This window comes from Pseudomonas sp. H1h, assembly GCF_000633255.1.
GTDB lineage: Bacteria > Pseudomonadota > Gammaproteobacteria > Pseudomonadales > Pseudomonadaceae > Aquipseudomonas.
Window position 1 is genome coordinate 283,448 of the sequence record NZ_AYMJ01000018.1, and the last position, 17,523, is coordinate 300,970.

At 61.0% G+C, this 17,523-nt stretch carries 14 protein-coding genes; 11 read left to right on the forward strand and 3 right to left on the reverse strand.

Annotated elements, in window-relative coordinates; all coding sequences use genetic code 11:
* The first annotated feature begins 157 nt into the window (after positions 1-157).
* From U862_RS0116985 to U862_RS0117035, 11 genes are all read left to right on the forward strand, one after another.
* Positions 158-3,805, forward strand: a complete 3,648-nt coding sequence (locus tag U862_RS0116985; RefSeq protein ID WP_025111496.1) for an indolepyruvate ferredoxin oxidoreductase family protein — start codon at positions 158-160, stop codon at positions 3,803-3,805.
* Between the two features lie 61 nt (positions 3,806-3,866).
* The gene (locus tag U862_RS0116990; protein ID WP_256214701.1) at positions 3,867-4,943 is read left to right on the forward strand and encodes an AfsA-related hotdog domain-containing protein; all 1,077 of its coding nucleotides are present in this window, start codon (positions 3,867-3,869) and stop codon (positions 4,941-4,943) included.
* Positions 4,940-6,121: a tRNA-dihydrouridine synthase gene (locus tag U862_RS0116995; RefSeq protein ID WP_025111498.1), complete on the forward strand. Its 1,182-nt coding sequence runs from the start codon at positions 4,940-4,942 to the stop codon at positions 6,119-6,121. Before U862_RS0116990 ends, U862_RS0116995 begins: the two co-directional genes overlap by 4 nt.
* Complete coding sequence (locus U862_RS0117000) at positions 6,118-6,891, forward strand: SDR family NAD(P)-dependent oxidoreductase (protein ID WP_025111499.1); 774 nt, start codon at positions 6,118-6,120, stop codon at positions 6,889-6,891. The genes U862_RS0116995 and U862_RS0117000 overlap by 4 nt, the downstream gene beginning before the upstream one ends.
* The gene (locus U862_RS0117005) at positions 6,891-7,709 is read left to right on the forward strand and encodes an SDR family oxidoreductase (protein WP_025111500.1); all 819 of its coding nucleotides are present in this window, start codon (positions 6,891-6,893) and stop codon (positions 7,707-7,709) included. The genes U862_RS0117000 and U862_RS0117005 overlap by 1 nt, the downstream gene beginning before the upstream one ends.
* A gap of 41 nt (positions 7,710-7,750) precedes the next feature.
* Positions 7,751-8,065, forward strand: coding sequence for a hypothetical protein (locus U862_RS0117010; protein WP_025111501.1), 315 nt, complete (start codon positions 7,751-7,753; stop codon positions 8,063-8,065).
* A 19-nt stretch (positions 8,066-8,084) separates the two neighbouring features.
* A complete protein-coding gene (locus tag U862_RS0117015; RefSeq protein WP_025111502.1) occupies positions 8,085-9,440 on the forward strand; it encodes a fatty acid--CoA ligase family protein in 1,356 nt (451 codons plus the stop codon).
* A 36-nt stretch (positions 9,441-9,476) separates the two neighbouring features.
* On the forward strand, positions 9,477-9,719 hold the full coding sequence (locus tag U862_RS0117020; protein WP_025111503.1) for an acyl carrier protein: 243 nt from the start codon (positions 9,477-9,479) through the stop codon (positions 9,717-9,719).
* Positions 9,716-10,789 (forward strand): ketoacyl-ACP synthase III, encoded by a 1,074-nt coding sequence (locus tag U862_RS0117025; protein ID WP_025111504.1) that lies wholly within the window; start codon positions 9,716-9,718, stop codon positions 10,787-10,789. The genes U862_RS0117020 and U862_RS0117025 overlap by 4 nt, the downstream gene beginning before the upstream one ends.
* Before the next feature lie 108 nt (positions 10,790-10,897).
* Positions 10,898-11,521, forward strand: a complete 624-nt coding sequence (locus U862_RS0117030) for a hypothetical protein (RefSeq protein ID WP_025111505.1) — start codon at positions 10,898-10,900, stop codon at positions 11,519-11,521.
* Between the two features lie 61 nt (positions 11,522-11,582).
* Entirely contained in the window at positions 11,583-12,497 is a 915-nt protein-coding gene (locus U862_RS0117035) for a LysR family transcriptional regulator (protein WP_025111506.1), read from the forward strand.
* Here U862_RS0117035 and U862_RS0117040 read toward each other — a convergent pair.
* The 3 genes from U862_RS0117040 to U862_RS0117050 form a co-directional block, all read right to left on the reverse strand.
* A complete protein-coding gene (locus U862_RS0117040; protein WP_025111507.1) occupies positions 12,487-13,254 on the reverse strand; it encodes a substrate-binding domain-containing protein in 768 nt (255 codons plus the stop codon). The two genes, U862_RS0117035 and U862_RS0117040, sit on opposite strands and share 11 nt — an antisense overlap.
* Positions 13,255-13,266: 12 nt before the next feature.
* Positions 13,267-14,559, reverse strand: a complete 1,293-nt coding sequence (locus tag U862_RS0117045) for an MFS transporter (protein ID WP_025111508.1) — start codon at positions 14,557-14,559, stop codon at positions 13,267-13,269.
* Between the two features lie 975 nt (positions 14,560-15,534).
* Entirely contained in the window at positions 15,535-17,505 is a 1,971-nt protein-coding gene (locus tag U862_RS0117050; protein ID WP_025111509.1) for a M48 family metallopeptidase, read from the reverse strand.
* Positions 17,506-17,523: the final 18 nt, after the last annotated feature.

Below are 17,523 nucleotides of genomic sequence, written 5' to 3' on the forward strand. Positions count from 1 at the left end.
AGTCGCGGAGCCATGCGGGTGCGTCTTTTCGTGCGGCCAATCAGGTACTGGTACTCCCGTATTTCCGTCGTATAGCGGCCGAAAGTTTTGATGCAACCTCTGCTGTAGTGCGCAAAAAAGCACATTTAATGTGAAGTTTTCATAAGGATTTGAAACTGTGTACTTAGATTCCATTGATTCAGAACGTCAACGCCTGCAACCCGACAAACTCGCGAGTACTGAGGCTCAGGCTGCACTGTCGCGGATCGAGCAGTACGACAGTCGCTCGATGTATTGCCGGGAGCACGCGCAGCCCAACGAACGGATCTTTTTGAGCGGTCAGCAGGCGCTGGTGCGGCTGCTGCTGTCCCAGGCCGAACTTGATCGATCCAACGGCATTCGCACGGCGGGGTTTGTCAGCGGTTATCGCGGCTCACCGCTGGGCGGCGTGGACCGCGAGCTGGTCAAGGCCAAGGCGGTTCTGGAAAACGCCAACATCCGCTTTCTACCGGCGATCAACGAAGATCTGGCGGCCACGGCCCTGATCGGCACCCAGCGCGTGGAAACCGACCCGCAGCGTCTGTATGACGGCGTGTTCGGCATGTGGTACGGCAAGGGGCCGGGGGTCGATCGCTCGGGTGACGCGATCAAGCATGGCAGCTCCTATGGTTCCTCGCCCAACGGCGGCGTTCTGGTGGTCACGGGTGATGATCACGGTTGCGTGTCGTCGTCGATGTCGCATCAATCCGACCGCACGCTGATCGCTTGGGGCTTGCCGGTGATTCACCCGGCCGGCCTTGGCGACTATGAGCGATGTGGCCTGTGGGGTTGGGCGCTGTCCCGGGTCTCGGGATTGTGGGTGGGGTTCAAGGCCATCACCGAAACTGTCGAGGCGACCACCTCCGTCGAGTCGATCACGCTGCCGACATTCGTCACCCCGGATATCGATCCGGGGCCGGACGGCCTGCATTGGCGCTGGCCGGACCTGCCAGGCATGCAGATCGAACGCCGGACCGCGTTCAAATTCGACGCTGCCCGTGCCTTTGCCCTGGCCAATCCGATCGATACCGCCGTCACCGCGCCAGCCCAGCCAACGCTGGTCATCGCGGCAGTCGGCAAGGCCTACGGCGACGTGCGCCAGGCCTTGCAGCAATGCGGTATCTCCCTCGAACAACTGGAAAACGCCGGCGTCGCGTTGCTCAAGATCAACCTGGTGTACCCGCTGTCGCCGGTGCTGGACGCCTGGACCCAGCGCGCCGGCAAGGTGCTGGTCATCGAGGAGAAGCAGGCGATCGTCGAAGAGCAGCTCAAACAGAAGTACTACAACGCGGCCCACGACCAGCGTGCCGTGATCATCGGCAAGACCGACGAGGACGGCCAGGCGCTGATCTCGGACCACGAGGAGCTGCGACCGTCGCGCATCGCCGCACTGTTGCAGCAGCGCCTGCAAGGCCTGGGCATCGACCTCAGCCTTCCGTATTTCTGGCGTATGCCCGGTATTTCGCGGGCTGGCGACTGGATCCGGCGCACGCCTTATCTGTGTTCCGGCTGCCCGCACAACACCTCGACCCAGGTGCCGAAGGGCAGTGAAGCGCGGCTCGGCATCGGCTGCCACGCAATGGCAGCGCGCATGCCGGAACGCTCGACCACCGGTAGCGTGCAGATGGGCGGGGAAGGGGTCGACTGGCTGGGCCAGGCACCGTTCGTGCAGACGCCGCACATCTTCCAGAACATCGGCGACGGGACCTTTTTCCACTCTGGGTTCCTCGCGGTGCGCCAGGCCATCGCGGCCGGTGCGACCATCACCTACAAGCTGCTCTACAACGATGCGGTGGCCATGACCGGTGGTCAGCCTATCGACGGCAAGCTGACGGTGAAAAAAGCCGTTGAGCTGCTCAAGGCCGAAGGCGCGCAGCGCATCGTGGTGGTGGCGGATGACCTGCAGCGCTATCAGGCGCATGACAGTCTGCCCCAGGGCATCGAAGTGTTTCACCGCGAAAAGCTGGAAGAAGTGCAGTTGCAGCTGCGCGACACTTGCGGTGTCAGCGTGCTGATTTTCGATCAGGTCTGCGCTGTTGAAGGGCGCCGCCGCAAGAAGCAATTGCCGGCACCGCTGGTAAAGACTGAAGTGGTGATCAACGAAGCCGTCTGTGAAGGTTGTGGCGACTGCCAGGTCAAATCCAACTGCCTGTCGGTGATCCCGGTGCAAACACCGTTCGGCGCCAAGCGTCGCATCGATCCGCACTCGTGCAACACCGATCTGTCGTGCATCAAGGGCTTCTGCCCGAGCTTCGTGACGGTGACCGGCAAACCACGGCAGCGTCCGCGCAAACTGGCCGACAGCGCCCAGGTGCTGGCGCGGGCCGAAGCGCTGGCGCTGCCGCCAGTGCCGCGCTCGCTCGAGCTGCCGTATGAAATGCTGCTGGCGGGTGTTGGCGGTACGGGTGTAGTGACCGTGGCGCGGGCGATTGCCATGGCCGCTCACCTGGATGGGCGTGCAGTCAGCGTGCTTGACTTCACCGGGTTCGCGCAGAAGGGCGGTGCGGTGTTGAGCCATGTGCGCCTGGCCGGCAGTGCCGATGCGCTGCACCAGCACCGCATCGATATCGGCGGGGCCGACCTGCTGCTTGCCGCCGATCTGGTGGTGGCCAGCGAGGACGATGCATTGGTGACGCTGCGGCCAAACAAGACCGTGGTCATTGCCAACACTGCCATGACCCAGACCGGCGCGATGCTGCGCAATACCCAACTGAATATCGAGACCGACGCGATTCAGGCCTTTTTGAAAGAAAAGGTCGGCGCCGAGCACTTCCACAGCCTCGATGCCGGGGAGTTGGCGAACTCGCTGGTCAGTCCGATGCAAGCCAATATGCTGTTGCTCGGTTATGCCTGGCAGCAGGGCACAGTGCCGGTGTCGCTGGCAGCGTTGAAAAAGGCCATCGACCTGGCCGGCAGCGCCGCCACCAACCATCTGGCTTTTGCCTGGGGCCGGCTGTGGGCGCAGGACGCAGCCTTTGTTGCGCCTTATCTCGACCAACCGGTGGACGCCGTGTCGACGATCGCGATCCGCGACATCAGCGACATGCGTGGTCGCCGCGAAAGTCTCGAGCAGTTGATCAACAATCGCAGCGAGTTCCTGACCCACTACCAGAACGCTGCGTATGCAGCACGTTATCGCAAGGTCATCGCGCAACTGCGGGCGCTGCCGGCAGCCGGTGATGACAGCGCGCTGACTCAGGCGGTGGCACGCAATCTGTTCAAGCTGATGGCCTACAAGGACGAGTACGAAGTCGCGCGGTTGCTCACCACGCGCAGTTTCACCGACTCCCTGAAAGCACGATTCGACGGGGGCATTCGCCTGAAATTCCACTTTGCCTTGCCGCTGCTGCGCAAGAACCAAGAGAGCACCGGCGAGCCGAAAAAAATCGCGTTCTCCGGCTGGATCCTGCCGCTGCTGAAGGTCCTGGCCAAGGGCCGCGTGTTGCGCCATACCCGGTTCGATCCGCTGGGTTATTCCGCTGAGCGCCGTGAAGAACGCCGTCTGCTGAGCGATTACGAGCAAACCCTGCAACGCCTGTTGCCGAAATTGAACTCGGAGAATCTGTCGGCGTTCGTTGCCTGGGCGAGTCTGCCGGATTCGATTCGCGGCTACGGCCACGTCAAGGACCGTTCGATTGCGGCGGCACGTCTGCGTGAGAAAGAACTCATCGAACAGATTCTGGCGGACAAACCGGTCATCCACGGTGTCGAGTCATGGCAGCCATCCGCTGTCATCGCCAGGCAACTGAGTGAAGAAGAGGAACGCGACGTGATGGAAGCCTCGTAACCGAAGGCTGTCGCCAGCCCCGTACAACAAAAAATACAACCACTACCGAGATGAGCTGACCATGATGAATAACGACAGCATTTCGCCCGATCTCCTGCACAAAGGTTCGGCGGACGACGTATTGATTTGCGCCCCCAGAGACGCGCTTCCGTTGTATCTGGACGAAGCCCTGATTGAGGCCAACGGGCATAACCCGCTGGTGCGCAACTATGCCTTGAGCGCCAACCAGCAGCCGCGCTTCGACATTGCGCCCGAGCTACAGAAAAAGACCCGGATGGCCGGCGTCGGCGCCGATGATGAATGGAACAAGGTCAGGGCGCTGCCCTACCAGATCGTCGCTGCGCAGTTGGGGGCGGTCCAGACGAAGGGCGACAACCTGGAGTTCTCGGTGGCCGCACTGTGCGAATCGATTCCGGCCATTCGCCGCGCCAGTTCGTTTCGCTTCATCAATAACGCCGACAACTACTTCTTCTACCGCAAGGCGCACGAACATGTGCCGGGTACGATGTTCATCGAGGCGGCGCGCCAGGCGGTCTATCACCACCTGTACCACCACACCGATCATGCACGCGGTGCCGTCACTGTCAGCGTCAACGAGCTGAACGCGAGCTTTTTCGCCTACGCCGAGCTGATGTATCCGATCGAACTGGTGGTCGACAACATGACCCCGAGTGATGCCACATCGCCGAAGAAAATCCATTTGCGGGTTGCGTTCTATCAACGCCAGACCTTGTTCGCCACGGTCGACACCAAGGCCACCGTGATCGACATGCCGCTGTTCGAAAAGACGCGCAACATCTTCATCCACTCCAACGACTGGTTTGCCCCACTGCAACCGTTGAAGCTGGCCTGCACCCTGAGCGACAAGCAGGGTCGCAGCGCCGAGGTGCAACTGTTGGGCCTGGGCAAGAGCGGTTGCGTGACGACGACATCGGATCTGCCTGACCCGGTCAGCCTGAATATCGTCTACGAAGGCAAATTCAGTTTTACCACCGGCATTCGCCTTGCCGGTCAGGGCGAGCATTCGTCGTGGGAGTTCGCTGAGGTGGACTTCAACGGCTTGCAGGTGATCAGCGACATCATCAAGCGCGGTTTTGTCTACCTCGATGAGGCGGCGCTTGCGGCGCTGAAGCAATGATCAAGCAACCCCCGACCTTCGAGGCCGCCACGCAGGCGTTGCATTTCGGTGCGCATGCGGTGGCGAAGAATCGGCTGTATTTTTCCTCGCTCGGCATGGATCTGTGTAATGAACACGGCTTCCCGCAGCCGGCGTTTTTCGCGGTTTATCAAGCCTTGATGGACGGCGGCGCCGGCTTCGGTTTTCTCGGTAATGCCAGCGTCGACGCCGATGCGCGTTACAACAGTCGTGGGCTGCGGCTGACTTCGGCGGCCCACGCGCAGGCCCTGCGTCCGCTGTTTGATGCGGCGCGGGCGCGGGGTTTTCCGCTCGGGGTACAACTGCAGCATTACGGGCCGCAGTCTCTGCCGTCGAAGCAGGGGATTATTCTGACCCCCAGCGCCATTGCGTCCCCAACCATCCTCAGCGCGCATCCCGAGGCGCGGGCGGTGGCAATGACCGAGGCGCAGATCCAGCGCTGCATCGAGCATTTCTGTGCCGCCGCACGCTATGCGCAGCAGGCCGGGGCCACGCTGATCCAGTTGCAGGCGTCCAACGGTTATCTGATCAGCAGCTTCCTCTCGCCGAAGACCAACCGGCGCGAGGACGATTGGGGCGGCACGCCGCTCAAGCGCGCCAGGCTGTTGCTCGCCATCGTGGCGGGCATCCGCGAGGCCACCGACCACAAGGTCGCGGTCACCGTGCGCCTGGGCATGGACGATGGCCTCGGCGAAGAAGGGCAGCACGCCGCGTTGCTGGGGGATGTCGTCACCGCTCTGGAGGCCAGTGGGGTTGCGGCGATTACCTGTTCGCTGGGCATCAGTGAGACCTTCCGCTTCTTTTTCAAAAATACCGAACAGGCCCTAGCCATGTCGCGCGCCGGCTGCCGCTATCTGAAGCGTTTCGTGCGGATACCGGTGGGCTTTACCGGTTCGGTCGCGGACGTGGCGCAAGCCAATGAAATCATCGCCAGCGGTGATGCCGATTTCGTCGGGTTCGGCCGCGCCATGCTCGCCGACCAGCGCTTTGTCGCCAAGCAACTGGCGGGCCGAGCGGATCAGGTCAACCGCTGCCGAGGCGATGCCTTTTGTTTCCGCGACAAAAAAGACCCCATGGCCGAGCGCGTTTACTGCTGCGTCAATCCTGACTATCGACGGCCAGAACAACTACAACAGCACTATGAGGAAACCCTGAAATGAACTTCAACGCCAAGATCGCCCTCGTTGTCGGCGGCACACGCGGGATCGGTTTCGATGTCAGCCAGAAGCTGATCGAGGCCGGCTGCATCTGTTACATCACCGGGCGCAACGAGGACGATGGCCTGACGGCGCAAAGTCGCCTCGGCGACAACTGCACGTTCATCAGAAGCGACGTCACCGATGAAGCCTCGATCATCGAGCTGTTTCGCATCATCAACGACAAACACGGTCGCCTTGATCTGGCTGTCAACAACGCCGGCGTCACCTCCAAACACGCGCCGATCCGCGACATGGATTTCCCAGACTGGAAACGCGTACTGGAGATCAATCTGCTGGGCCCGCTGCTGTTGCTCAAGCACGAGACCAACCTGATCTCGAAACATGCCGGCGGCTCGATCGTGAACGTCTCGTCCTGCGCCGGTCTGCTCGGGGTGGCCAAGCAAAGCGCCTACTCCACCAGCAAGGCTGCGCTGAACATGCTGACCCAGGTGTGCGCGATCGAGTGCGCTGAAGAAGCCTTGCCTGAGCGCCATTCGGTTCGCGTCAACGCCGTGTGCCCCGGCCCGACATTGGGCGGCATGAACTCGGAAGAACGCCTGAAGGCCAACCCGGAATCGACCAAACACAAGCTGCAGGTGACGGCGATGAAGCGTTTCGCCAATCCGGGCGAAATCTCTGCCGCGATCCTGTGGCTGCTGAGCGACGCCTCGTCGTTTGTCACCGGCACCGTGATGCCGGTTGATGGCGGTTTTTCGGCCGGTAAATTCTGATGCACACGGTCAAACGCAACGCCACCACAGGTCCCCGCGAGAAGGGCAAACAGCGGGTGTTCATCACCGGCGTGAGCAGCGGCATCGGCGAGGCGCTGGCGCAACTGCATCTGCAAAACGGGCACACGGTTTTTGGCACCTCGCGCCGTCAGCCGTATCAGCTGATGGGCCATCCGAACTTCCACTTTCGGCCGTTCGACCTCTCCCGGCCGAGCGAGATGGGCGAGTTGTTCAAGGACAACTTTGCCACCGTTCTGGAGCAGGGCGTCGACCGGTTTTTCCTCAATGCCGGGGTCAGCGGAAATGTGCCGGGGCGTGGTGGGGAGTTCTCGCTGGATGAGTTGCAGCATGTGCTCAACGTCAACGTGCTGGCGAACAAGGCCATTCTCGACTTGATGCTGTCTGCCGCGCACCGTCCAGCGACCTGCGTGCTGTCAGCCTCGATGGCCGGCGTACGCTTTCGTGCGGGTACGCTGCCGTACAGCCTGTCGAAAGCTGCGCTGAAGGCATTGGGCGGCGTGTATGCCGAGGAAAATCCGGAGATCTTCTTCGCCGTGCTCGGCCTGTGCAATGTCGACACCGGGCTGTCGCGGCAGGTGAGCTTCAGCCAGCGTACCGCCGACTTTGCCGATCTCAAGTCCTTGCAGCAAAGGGCGTTGGCGCCCGGCTACATGGTCTCTCCCGCGCAACGTGCAATCGACATCCTGGCGATGATCGACGCACCCGATGCCTACGGAATCAAGAGCGGGATATTTGTCGACATGCGCACGGCGCTGGCCGATCACCAGAAAGCGCACCAGCCATTGTCTCAGGCGTAGTCAACGCTGGGACCTGCATCAGCCAATAAAGGAATGTTGGAATGTTCAATCAAGTCAAAGCGCTGACCGAGTCAGCCATTCGGCAACAGGATCTGTTGTTGAGTACCCCGATCGATTTGTCCCATGGCGAAGACAGCCGCCTCTATGGCGTGGACGGCAGCATCGACTCGCTGACCCTGGTGTCGATCATCGTCGATGTCGAAGAAAAACTGCGCAGCCAGTTGGGCGTTGACGTGCGTCTGGCCGATACCACCGACCTGCCCGAAGCCGCCACACCGTTTGCCACGCTGGGCACGCTGATCGCCTACATCATGGACCGGTTGTCTGCAGCGCAAGCTCAGGTTCCAGCCGTTTGACCGAACGAGGGGTTGGGGTATGCAAGTAGCAGCATTTTTGGCTCATCTGAAAAGCGCCGGCAGCCAATTGGCGATCGTCAGTGATGAGGGGCGCTTTACCTATGATCAGTTGCACGCGCAAATAAACGCTTATGGTGCGGAACTGGCGGCAAAGTCCGTCTGCGATTCGTGCGTGCTGCTGGTCGACAACTACAGCTTCAACAGTGTCTGCATGCTGTTCGCGTTGTGGCTGCACAACAACGTCGTCGCGCTTTCTGTGCCCAAGGGAGAGGAGCAACTGGCGCAGTTGGCGGGCGCTGCGGGCGCGCGGTTTTCGGTGATCGGCGGGGGGGCGGAGTCGGCAGTCATTGCTCACGGCAACAATCAGGTACCGCCCACGGTCGACGGACTGCTGTCGCAACATCAGGCCGGTTTCATTGTGTTTTCTTCAGGTTCGACCGGGCCGGCCAAAGGCGTGGTGCACAGCATCGCGCCATTTTTCGAGCGCTACCTGAGTGCCGAACGCTGCGGCACCATTCTGGCGTTTTTGTTGTTCGATCATATCGGTGGCCTGGTCACCGTGCTGCAGGCGCTGGCGACCCATGGCACGCTGGTGTTGCCCAAGGAGCGTTCGCCGCAAGAGGTCGGTCGCTGCATCGAATCGTTCAACGTGCAAACCCTGCACGTGTCGCCGACGCTGCTGAACCTGGCGACGATCACTGGCGTTTTCCAGAAGTGGGACACGACCAGTCTGCAGCGCATCTATTTCGGCTCCGAGCCGAGTTCGCCGCAAGCCATCCAGCGCATTGCCAACGTGATGCCGCAAGTGCAATTGCAGCAGCTGTACGGGATGTCGGAAATCGGTGTGCTGCCGTGCCGCAGCAAGGATGGCGACAGCGCGTGGATGAAAATCGAGGACCCGAATTACAGCCTGCGGGTGGTCGACGGCATTCTGCACGTGCGTGGCGCAACCAACATGCTTGGCTACCTGGCCAGCGCCGGCGACCTGTCGAGTGACGGCTACCTGATCACCCATGATCTGGCCGAGGAACACGAAGGCTACTTTCGGGTCACGGGGAGGGCGGTCGATCTGATCAACGTCGGTGGCAAGAAGGTGTTTCCGTCGCACGTGGAAAGCGTGCTGATGGGCCTGGAAAATGTCTGCGACGTGGTGGTCTACGCGCAGCCCAACCCGCTGCTCGGGCAGATTGTTGCCGCGCAGTTCACCTTGTTCGAACCGGAAGCGCTGGAGGCCTTCAAGGTCCGCCTGTATCAGCACGTTCGCGGCGTTTTGGCCCCGGAGCAACTGCCGCGGGTGGTGTCCATTGCCGAGACTCCGCTGTACACCAGCCGCTTCAAGAAAATGCGTCACCCCGGCGTTCTCGCCCAGTCGTGAGACCGGTTTACTCATCACGTTATAAGGAAATGACAAATGGTTGATCTGGTAAAAATGCGCGCAAGCATCGCTGAAATCCTGTTCATTCCGCTGGCCGAGCTGCACGGCGAAACCGTGCTGGAAAACAGCGACAACTGGGACTCGATGGCGCGAATCGGGATTGTCGCCCTGGTGTTCGAACAAACCGGCGTGAGTGTGTCGGGCGAGGAGATCGAGCGCGTGGTCACGGTGCAGGATCTGTTCGATCTGATCGACCGGAAAATCAAGGACGCCGCATGAGCCTGCTGACCATTGAAGGCGTCGCCATCCGTGCGGTCACGGCGGCGCTGCCTGAGCGCCGTGTGACTGAAGAGGACTTCGCCGAACTGTTCGGCGCCAAGGAAGTCGCACGTATCGCCAAAAGCACCGGCATTCAGTCGATCCGGGAAACCAGAACCCTGCACACCTCCGACCTGATCATCGCCGCGTGTCGCAATCTGCTCGACCAAGGGCATGCTGCGGCACAGGACATCGATGGCCTGATCGTGGTCACCCAGACGCCCGATTCCTGGGTGCCGGGTGTCGGCTTCATGGTGCAGCAGGCTCTCGGCCTGCCGCAGCATTGTCTGGTGCTGAACGTGGCCGCTGGCTGCTCTGGCTACATCAGTGCACTGGTGCAAGCGGGCGCACTGATTTCGTCCGGCGCCTGCAAGAAGATCCTGCTGTGTACCGGCGACGTGACCACGCGGATCCTCGACGAGCGCGACCGCCACGTGAAGATGCTCTTTGGCGACGCTGCGTCGGCGACCTTGCTGGAGCCGGGTGCAGGCAAGTTCGAGTTCATCTGCGGTGCCGACGGCAGCGGCGGTGCGGCGCTGCAGTCGGACATCGGCTACGCCCGGGAGGAGGGCAGCCACGTCTGCGCGACCATCCAGCGTTTGCAGATGGATGGCACGGCGGTGATGAACTTTGCCCTCAACCGCGTACCACAGACCGTCAAGACCTTGCTCGACGCCACCGGGTCGAGCCCCGCCACGCTGGACTTGCTGGTGCTGCATCAGGCGAACGCGTTCATGCTCAATTACCTGCGGCGGATGATTGGTGTGGCGGCGGAAAAAATGCCGGTCGACATCGATGGTGTCGGCAACACCAGTTCCACCTCGATTCCGATCGTATTGTCGCGCCATGCCGCGATCGGCACGCCGCAGGCCGCACACGTTGTGTTGTGCGGTTTCGGCGCCGGGTTGTCGTGGGGCGCGTTGAAGGTCGACCTGCGCCAGACCATCGCTGTGGCACCCTGTGAAGTACCGGAAAAAACCGCTCTGGCGGACTCGCCGGCGCCGGCAACCGGTGAGCGCCTGCAGGCCTGACCCAGCCATTGACCGGCGATATGCAGCACCTTTGCGGCGATGCCCGCATCGACCTCAAAGGTGCCGCGTTCTGGTTCACATCGTCTGATCACACGGGACCGCTGATTCATGAACCGCACATTCTGCAACGCACTGGGCATCATCGGGCGCAGGGACAATCTGCTGTGGGAATATCCGTCGCCTTTTCTGCGGTTGTTCCAGTTTCACGAGCGCCACGAATCGGGTGCAATCCGTGCGCAGCCAGACGCGATCATCGCTGCGGTTTGCGCGCTGGACATGCGCGAAGACCGCGTGGTCGATGCGCTGCTGTCCCTGCGTGAATTACCCGGGAAAATACTGCGCAAGTTCGGCGACCCCGCATTGCAGCAGCCAACCGCTCCCTTTGGTTTTGATGCCTTCACGCTCCTTGAACGCACCGCCTCTGAAGTGACCTTCGGTTTGGCGGGACGTTTCTGGCGCCCGGATCTGAAGACGGGCGACATCCCTGATGCTCAAGCTTTCAAGGCATTGGACGACCCGAACGTCGCCAAACTGGTGCTGCGCTTTCAGGTCATCGAGCATGCTCAGGGCATTCGCACGCTGCGCACCGAAACCTTCGTCTATTGCGCCAATACCCGCACGAAAATGCTGTTTACCCCTTACTGGCTGCTGATCCGCCTGGCCAGCGGCTGGATCCGGCGGCGCAACCTGGCTTCGATCCAGCGGCAATTCTCGACGGAACGCGCTGTGTAAAAGCGCGCATCAATTGGTTACATTGATAGCCTCTGCGAATCAGTCCTTTGCGAGTCCCGCCATGGCCATCAACTTCGATCTCAACGACCTGCAAGCCTTTCGCGCCGTGGTCGAGCAGGGCAGTTTCCGCAAGGCCGCCGACACCGTGCGCCTGTCGCAACCGGCCCTGAGCCGGCGCATCGAAAAGCTCGAAGACGCTCTCGGCGTGAAGCTGTTCGAGCGCACCACGCGCAAGGTCAGCCTGACCCAGGCCGGACGTGGTTTCATGCCCAGCGTCGAGCGCTTGCTCGATGACCTGGACGTGGCGCTGCTGGGCATCAGCGAAGTGGCCTCGACGCGACTGGGGCACGTCACCGTCGCCTGCGTGCCGTCGGCGGCTTACTACTTCATGCCGCGGGTGGTCGCGCGTTATCACCAGCAGTTTCCGCGCATCAAGGTCAAAGTCCTCGATTCCAGCGCCCACGATGTGCTCAGTGCGGTGGTCAACGGCGAGGCGGATTTCGGCTTGAGTTTCATGGGCACCCAGGAGGCCAAAGTCGAATTCGAACCGCTGGTGCAGGAAAGCTACGTGGTTGCCTGTCGCCGCGATCACCCGTTGGCCGGGCGCAGCAGTGTGACCTGGGATGAGTTCTATCAGCAGGACTACATTTCGCTGGACAAGACCTCGGGCAACCGCTTCCTCCTCGATCAGGCCTTGAGCGGCGTGGTGCCGCAGCGCCCGAGCATTTGCGAGACGCGGCACGTGACGACCATGATCGGTCTGGTGGAAGCAGGACTGGGCGTGGCGGCTGTGCCGCTGATGGCGATGCCCGGCCCGGATCATCCGATCCTGACGCGGGTGCCGCTGACTGATCCGCAGGTGATGCGCAGTGTCGGCATCATCAAGCGCCGGGATCGCACGTTGACCCCGGCGGCATTGGAACTGGAGCGGCTGGTGGTGGAAATGAAGGTCCAGCCGCCCACGATCAGCGCTTGACCGAATCCAGCCCGGTGGCCTGCACATCCGCCTGGGCGGCGGGTGCGGCGAGGTAGGCAAGCAGGGCTCTGGCCTCTTTTGGATGCTGCGCGCCGACCGGAATGCCGGCGGCGAAGCGTGTCACCGCCTGCACCGACTCCGGAATCTTGCCGACAAAACTCACCCCCGGCACTGGCAGCAATTCGCTGACCTGCTGGAAGCCCAGTTGATAGTCGCCAGTGGCAACCACCGAGCCGACCGGGATTTTCGGGATCATCTTCGCCTTCGGTTTCAGTTGATCCTCAACGCCGAGCTGCTTGAACAACTGCTGCTCGATGTACACGCCGCTGGCGCTGTCGGAGTAGGCCACCGACTGTGCGTCGAGCAGGGTTTTCTTCAGGCTTTCGACGCTGCTGATGTCGGGTTTCGCCGCGCCTTCACGCACCACCAGGCCGATGCGCGAGTCCGCCAGTTCGACCCGCGAGGCCGGATCGACCTTGCCTTGTTTGATCAGGTCGTCGAGGGCATAGCCGACCATGATCACCACGTCGGCGTGTTCGCCACGAGCGAGCCGATTGGGGATTGCCTCCGGGGCTTTGCCCATCGAGGGGCCGAGTTGGGTGTCGAGGGTGTTGCCGGTGGCGGCAGCGAATTTCGGCCCGAGGATTTTGTACGCGGCGGTGAAGCCGCCCGACGTCATCACGTTCAGCTGTTCAGCGTGTGCCAGGGCGCTGAATGCGAAGAGGGCGACGGCGCTGAGGTTGATCAGTTTTTTCAAAGTGATTGCTCCTTATGCGGCAACCGGTTGCAACCGGCCGCCTGCGCGGCGATAGAGGTACAACGTGGCGCACAACGCACACAGTGCGCCGACGCTCATCCAGTAACCGGGCGCGGCCTTGTCACCGGTGTACTGGATCAGGAAGGTCGACATCGCCGGGGTGAAGCCGCCGAAAATTGCGGTCGCCAGGCTGTAAGCGAGAGAGAAACCGGCCACCCGCACTTCCACCGGCATGATCTCGGTGAGCGCCGGAATCATTGCGCCGTTGTACATGCCGTAAATGAACGACAGCCACAGCAGCGACAGCAACATGTGGCTGAAGCTCGGCGCCTGCACCAGGTATGACAGCGCCGGATACGTGGTGGCCAGGGCCAGCAGCGACATGGTGATCAGCACCGGACGCCGGCCGATACGGTCGGACAACATGCCGCCAATCGGCAGCCAGAAGAAGTTCGACACACCCACCAGCAAGGTCACCAGCAGCGCATCGGAGGTGCTCAGGTGCAGCACGGTTTTGCCGAAGGTCGGCGCGTAGACGGTGATCAGGTAAAACGCGGTAGTGGTCAGTGCGACCATCAGCATGCCGCCAAGCACCACCACCCAGTTCTGGCCGAGGGTGCGGAACACTTCGCCCATGCTCGGGCGGTGTTTGCGTGCGGCGAACTCCTCGGTTTCCGCCAGGTTACGGCGCAGCAGAAAGATGAACGGCACGATCATGCAACCGACGAAAAACGGAATCCGCCAGCCCCAGTCAGCAATCACATTGGGGGCCATCCACGCATTCAGCGCATAGCCCAGCGCAGCGGCGACAATGATCGCCACTTGCTGACTGGCCGACTGCCAGGCTGTGAAAAAGCCCTTGCGGCCCGGGGTGGCGATCTCCGAGAGGTACACCGAAACCCCGCCCAGTTCCGCACCGGCGGAGAAGCCTTGCAACAGCCGCCCGATCAACACCAGCGCCGGAGCGAACAGACCGATGGTTTCGTACCCGGGCACCAGCACGATCAGGATCGTGCCGCTGGCCATGATCGACAGGGTGACGATCAGCCCCTTACGGCGGCCCACGTCATCGATATAGGCACCGAGCACGATAGCCCCCAGCGGACGCATCAAGAAGCCTGCGCCGAACACGGCAAACGTCATCATCAGGGAAGCGAACTCACTGCTCGCCGGGAAGAACACCGCCGCGATCTGCGTGGCGTAGAAACCGAACAGAAAGAAGTCGAACTGTTCGAGGAAATTGCCCGAGGTCACCCGGAAAATGGCGCCGGCCCGCGAGCCGCCGTGAGGGATTGAGGCTGTCATAGAAAAGAACTCCACCGCTTTTATGACGTGCGCGACGTGGAAGCGGCGCACGGTTGTTATTGCGGCGGATAGTGGCGCAGGTGTAACCGGATGTTAATTGCATTATTGGTATGGATTGATGCGCCAAGTGGATCAATCCTCTGAATTACCACCGCACCTGTGGGAGCGGGCTTGCTCGCGAAAGCGGTTTATCACGCAATGAAAATGCTGGATGTGCCGACCTCTTCGCGAGCAGGCTCGCTCCCACAAGTTAGTGGTTTGACTGCAAATCCCGTTAACGCCACTGGGCGCTGTGGGAGCGGGCTTGCTCGCGAAAGCGGTGTATCAGGCGAAGAAAATATTGGATGTGCCGGCCTCTTCGCGAGCAGGTTTGTGGGTTGTCTGCAAATCTTGTTAACACCACTAGGCCCTGTGGGAGCGAGCCTGCTCGCGAATGCGGTGTATCAGGCGAAGAAAATATTGGATGTGCCGGCCTCTTCGTGAGCAAGCCCGCTCCCACAAGTTAGTGGGTTGTCCGCAAATCTTGTTAACGCCACTGGGCCCTGTGGGAGCGGGCTTGCTCGCGAAAGCGGTGTATCAGGCGAAGAAAATATTGGATGTGCCGGCCTCTTCGCGAGCAGGCTCGCTCCCACAGGTTTGTGGGTTGTCTGCAAATCTTGTTAACGCCACTGGGCGCTGTGGGAGCGGGCTTGTTCGCGAAAGCGGTGTATCAGGCGAGGAAAATATTGGATGTGCCGGCCTCTTCGCGAGCAGGCTCACTCCTACAGGTCTGTGGGTTGTCTGCAAATCTTGTTAACGCCACTGGGCGCTGTGGGAGCGGGCTTGCTCGCGAAAGCGGTGTATCAGGCGAAGAAAATATTGGATGTGCCGGCCTCTTCGCGAGCAGGCTCGCTCCCACAGGTTTGTGGGTTGTCTGCAAATCTTGTTAATGCCACTAGGCCCTGTGGGAGCGAGCCTGCTCGCGAATGCGGTGTGTCAGGCAACGCCAATGCTGGATTGTCTGGCTTCTTCGCCTGCAATTTCTTTCTTGCTGGTTTGCGTTTCGGGTGGTGTGACCAGGAAGGGTGGTAGCGGGCAATCGAGCAGATCCGCCACCGCACGAAACAACTCGGCCTCCGCCACAGTGATCACCCCGTCATGCATCACACACCGGGTCATGGCATTGAGCAGGGCGGGGCGCTCCTCGGGCATCAGGTGACGCAGGCGTTTGATTGCGGCTTCGAGCCCTTGCAGATCCTCAAGCTCGACAGGCAATTCCAACGGTCGCTCGAACGGCAATTCCTCCCAGGCAAAGTGCAGCGCCTGTAACGCCACTTGCTGATTCTGCTGACCGGCGCGCGCCAGCGCATTCAACAGCACCAGCAGTTGTTCGGCGCACTGGAACAGGCCGAATTTGAACTGTACCGCTGGTGCGCCCTCGACATTGCGTTCGACGATGCGCAGCAGCGTCCACTCCAGCAACTCGGTTTCGTTATCGGCGTCGATCAGCAGATTCAGGTTGCGCTTGACCTTGGCAAACGATTTTTTGTCCAGCTGTTGCAGGCTTGGAATCGCCAGATCAAGCAATGGCAGACGCAGGCCGGGATTGAGCTGCGCTAGTGGTTCACGCAGCAGACCCACGGCATCAAACACACTCTCGTCGATTTCCCGCCGCAGTGCATCAAGTTGAGCCCCTTGCAGGGAATCGAAACGTGACAGCAGCAGCCCATAAACAATGGCCTGTGCGCCCTCAATGTTGCGGGCTGCGGATTTGAGCGTTTGCTCAATGTCTTCCAGCACACGGCGAGCTTCCATCAGGTGTTCTTTTTGCGGGGCACCCATGGCCGCAACAGAAGCCTGAACTGCATTCATATCGTAAAGCACCGACTTGGCCGCAGCGGGAACACCGCCGAACGCCTCCGGTAGGGGCGGTCTGGCGGTGGACTGCGTCTCGGTTTGCGCTGCTGCGATTTTGATGAAGCTGCCGTCCCATTGCGCATCGACTCGGCGAATTCGCTCCTGCAGATCAGGATGGGAAGCCGTCGAGTCGCTGTTCGAGTAACCCGGTCCGAAGTACAAGTGGCTGTATTCCTCCGCGCGCGCGGAACTGATGGTTGCGCCCAATTCATAACCGCCAATTTTCTTCAACGCACCGGCGATGCTTTGCGGGTCGCGGGTGTATTGCACAGCAGTTGCATCGGCGAGGAATTCACGCTGTCGACTGATTGCAGATTTGATCAGATTGCCAAAAATCGTCCCCGCGATACCCACAAACAACAGTACAAAACCAATCAACATCGGTATCGCGACGAACTTACTGCGCTGCAGCGGGGTTTTGCCGACATGTTCCGTGCCTTCCAGGATATAGCTGCCGGTCAACCCGAGAACCATGATCCCGTGGACGATGGCAATCAGTCGGGTGTTGAGGCGCATGTCACCGTTATAGATATGACTGAACTCATGGGCGATCACCCCTTGGAGCTCGTCACGGGTCAGCACACTGATTGCGCCCTGGGTGACGCCGATGACGGCGTCCTGTGGCGTGAGTCCCGCCGCGAAGGCGTTGATGCCCAGATCGGGCAGCAAGTACACCGTGGGCACGGCGGTTCCGGAGGCGATGGCCATTTCTTCCACCACGTTCATCAATCGCTGCTCTTCCAGCGTCTGCGCGCTGTGGTTGATCACGCGCCCGTCGAGGCGTCGCGCAACCACTTTGCCGCCTTCTGACAAATCCGCAAGCTTGGTCAGACTGCCCAGCAGCACGATGCTGACGACCACCGCCGATACGGTCATGACCAACTGCCGATCGAGCTTCAAATCCATCAGGACGTTACCGCTGCCATCCTCGACCGGGATGGTCATCAGCACACACGACATTGCGATCAGACTGAGTACTGCCATGAACATCAAGAAAATGAGATACACGGTGCGGCGCTTGGCCTGGCGCTGTTGCTGGAAGAAATTCATCGTAATGTCCTGAAATTG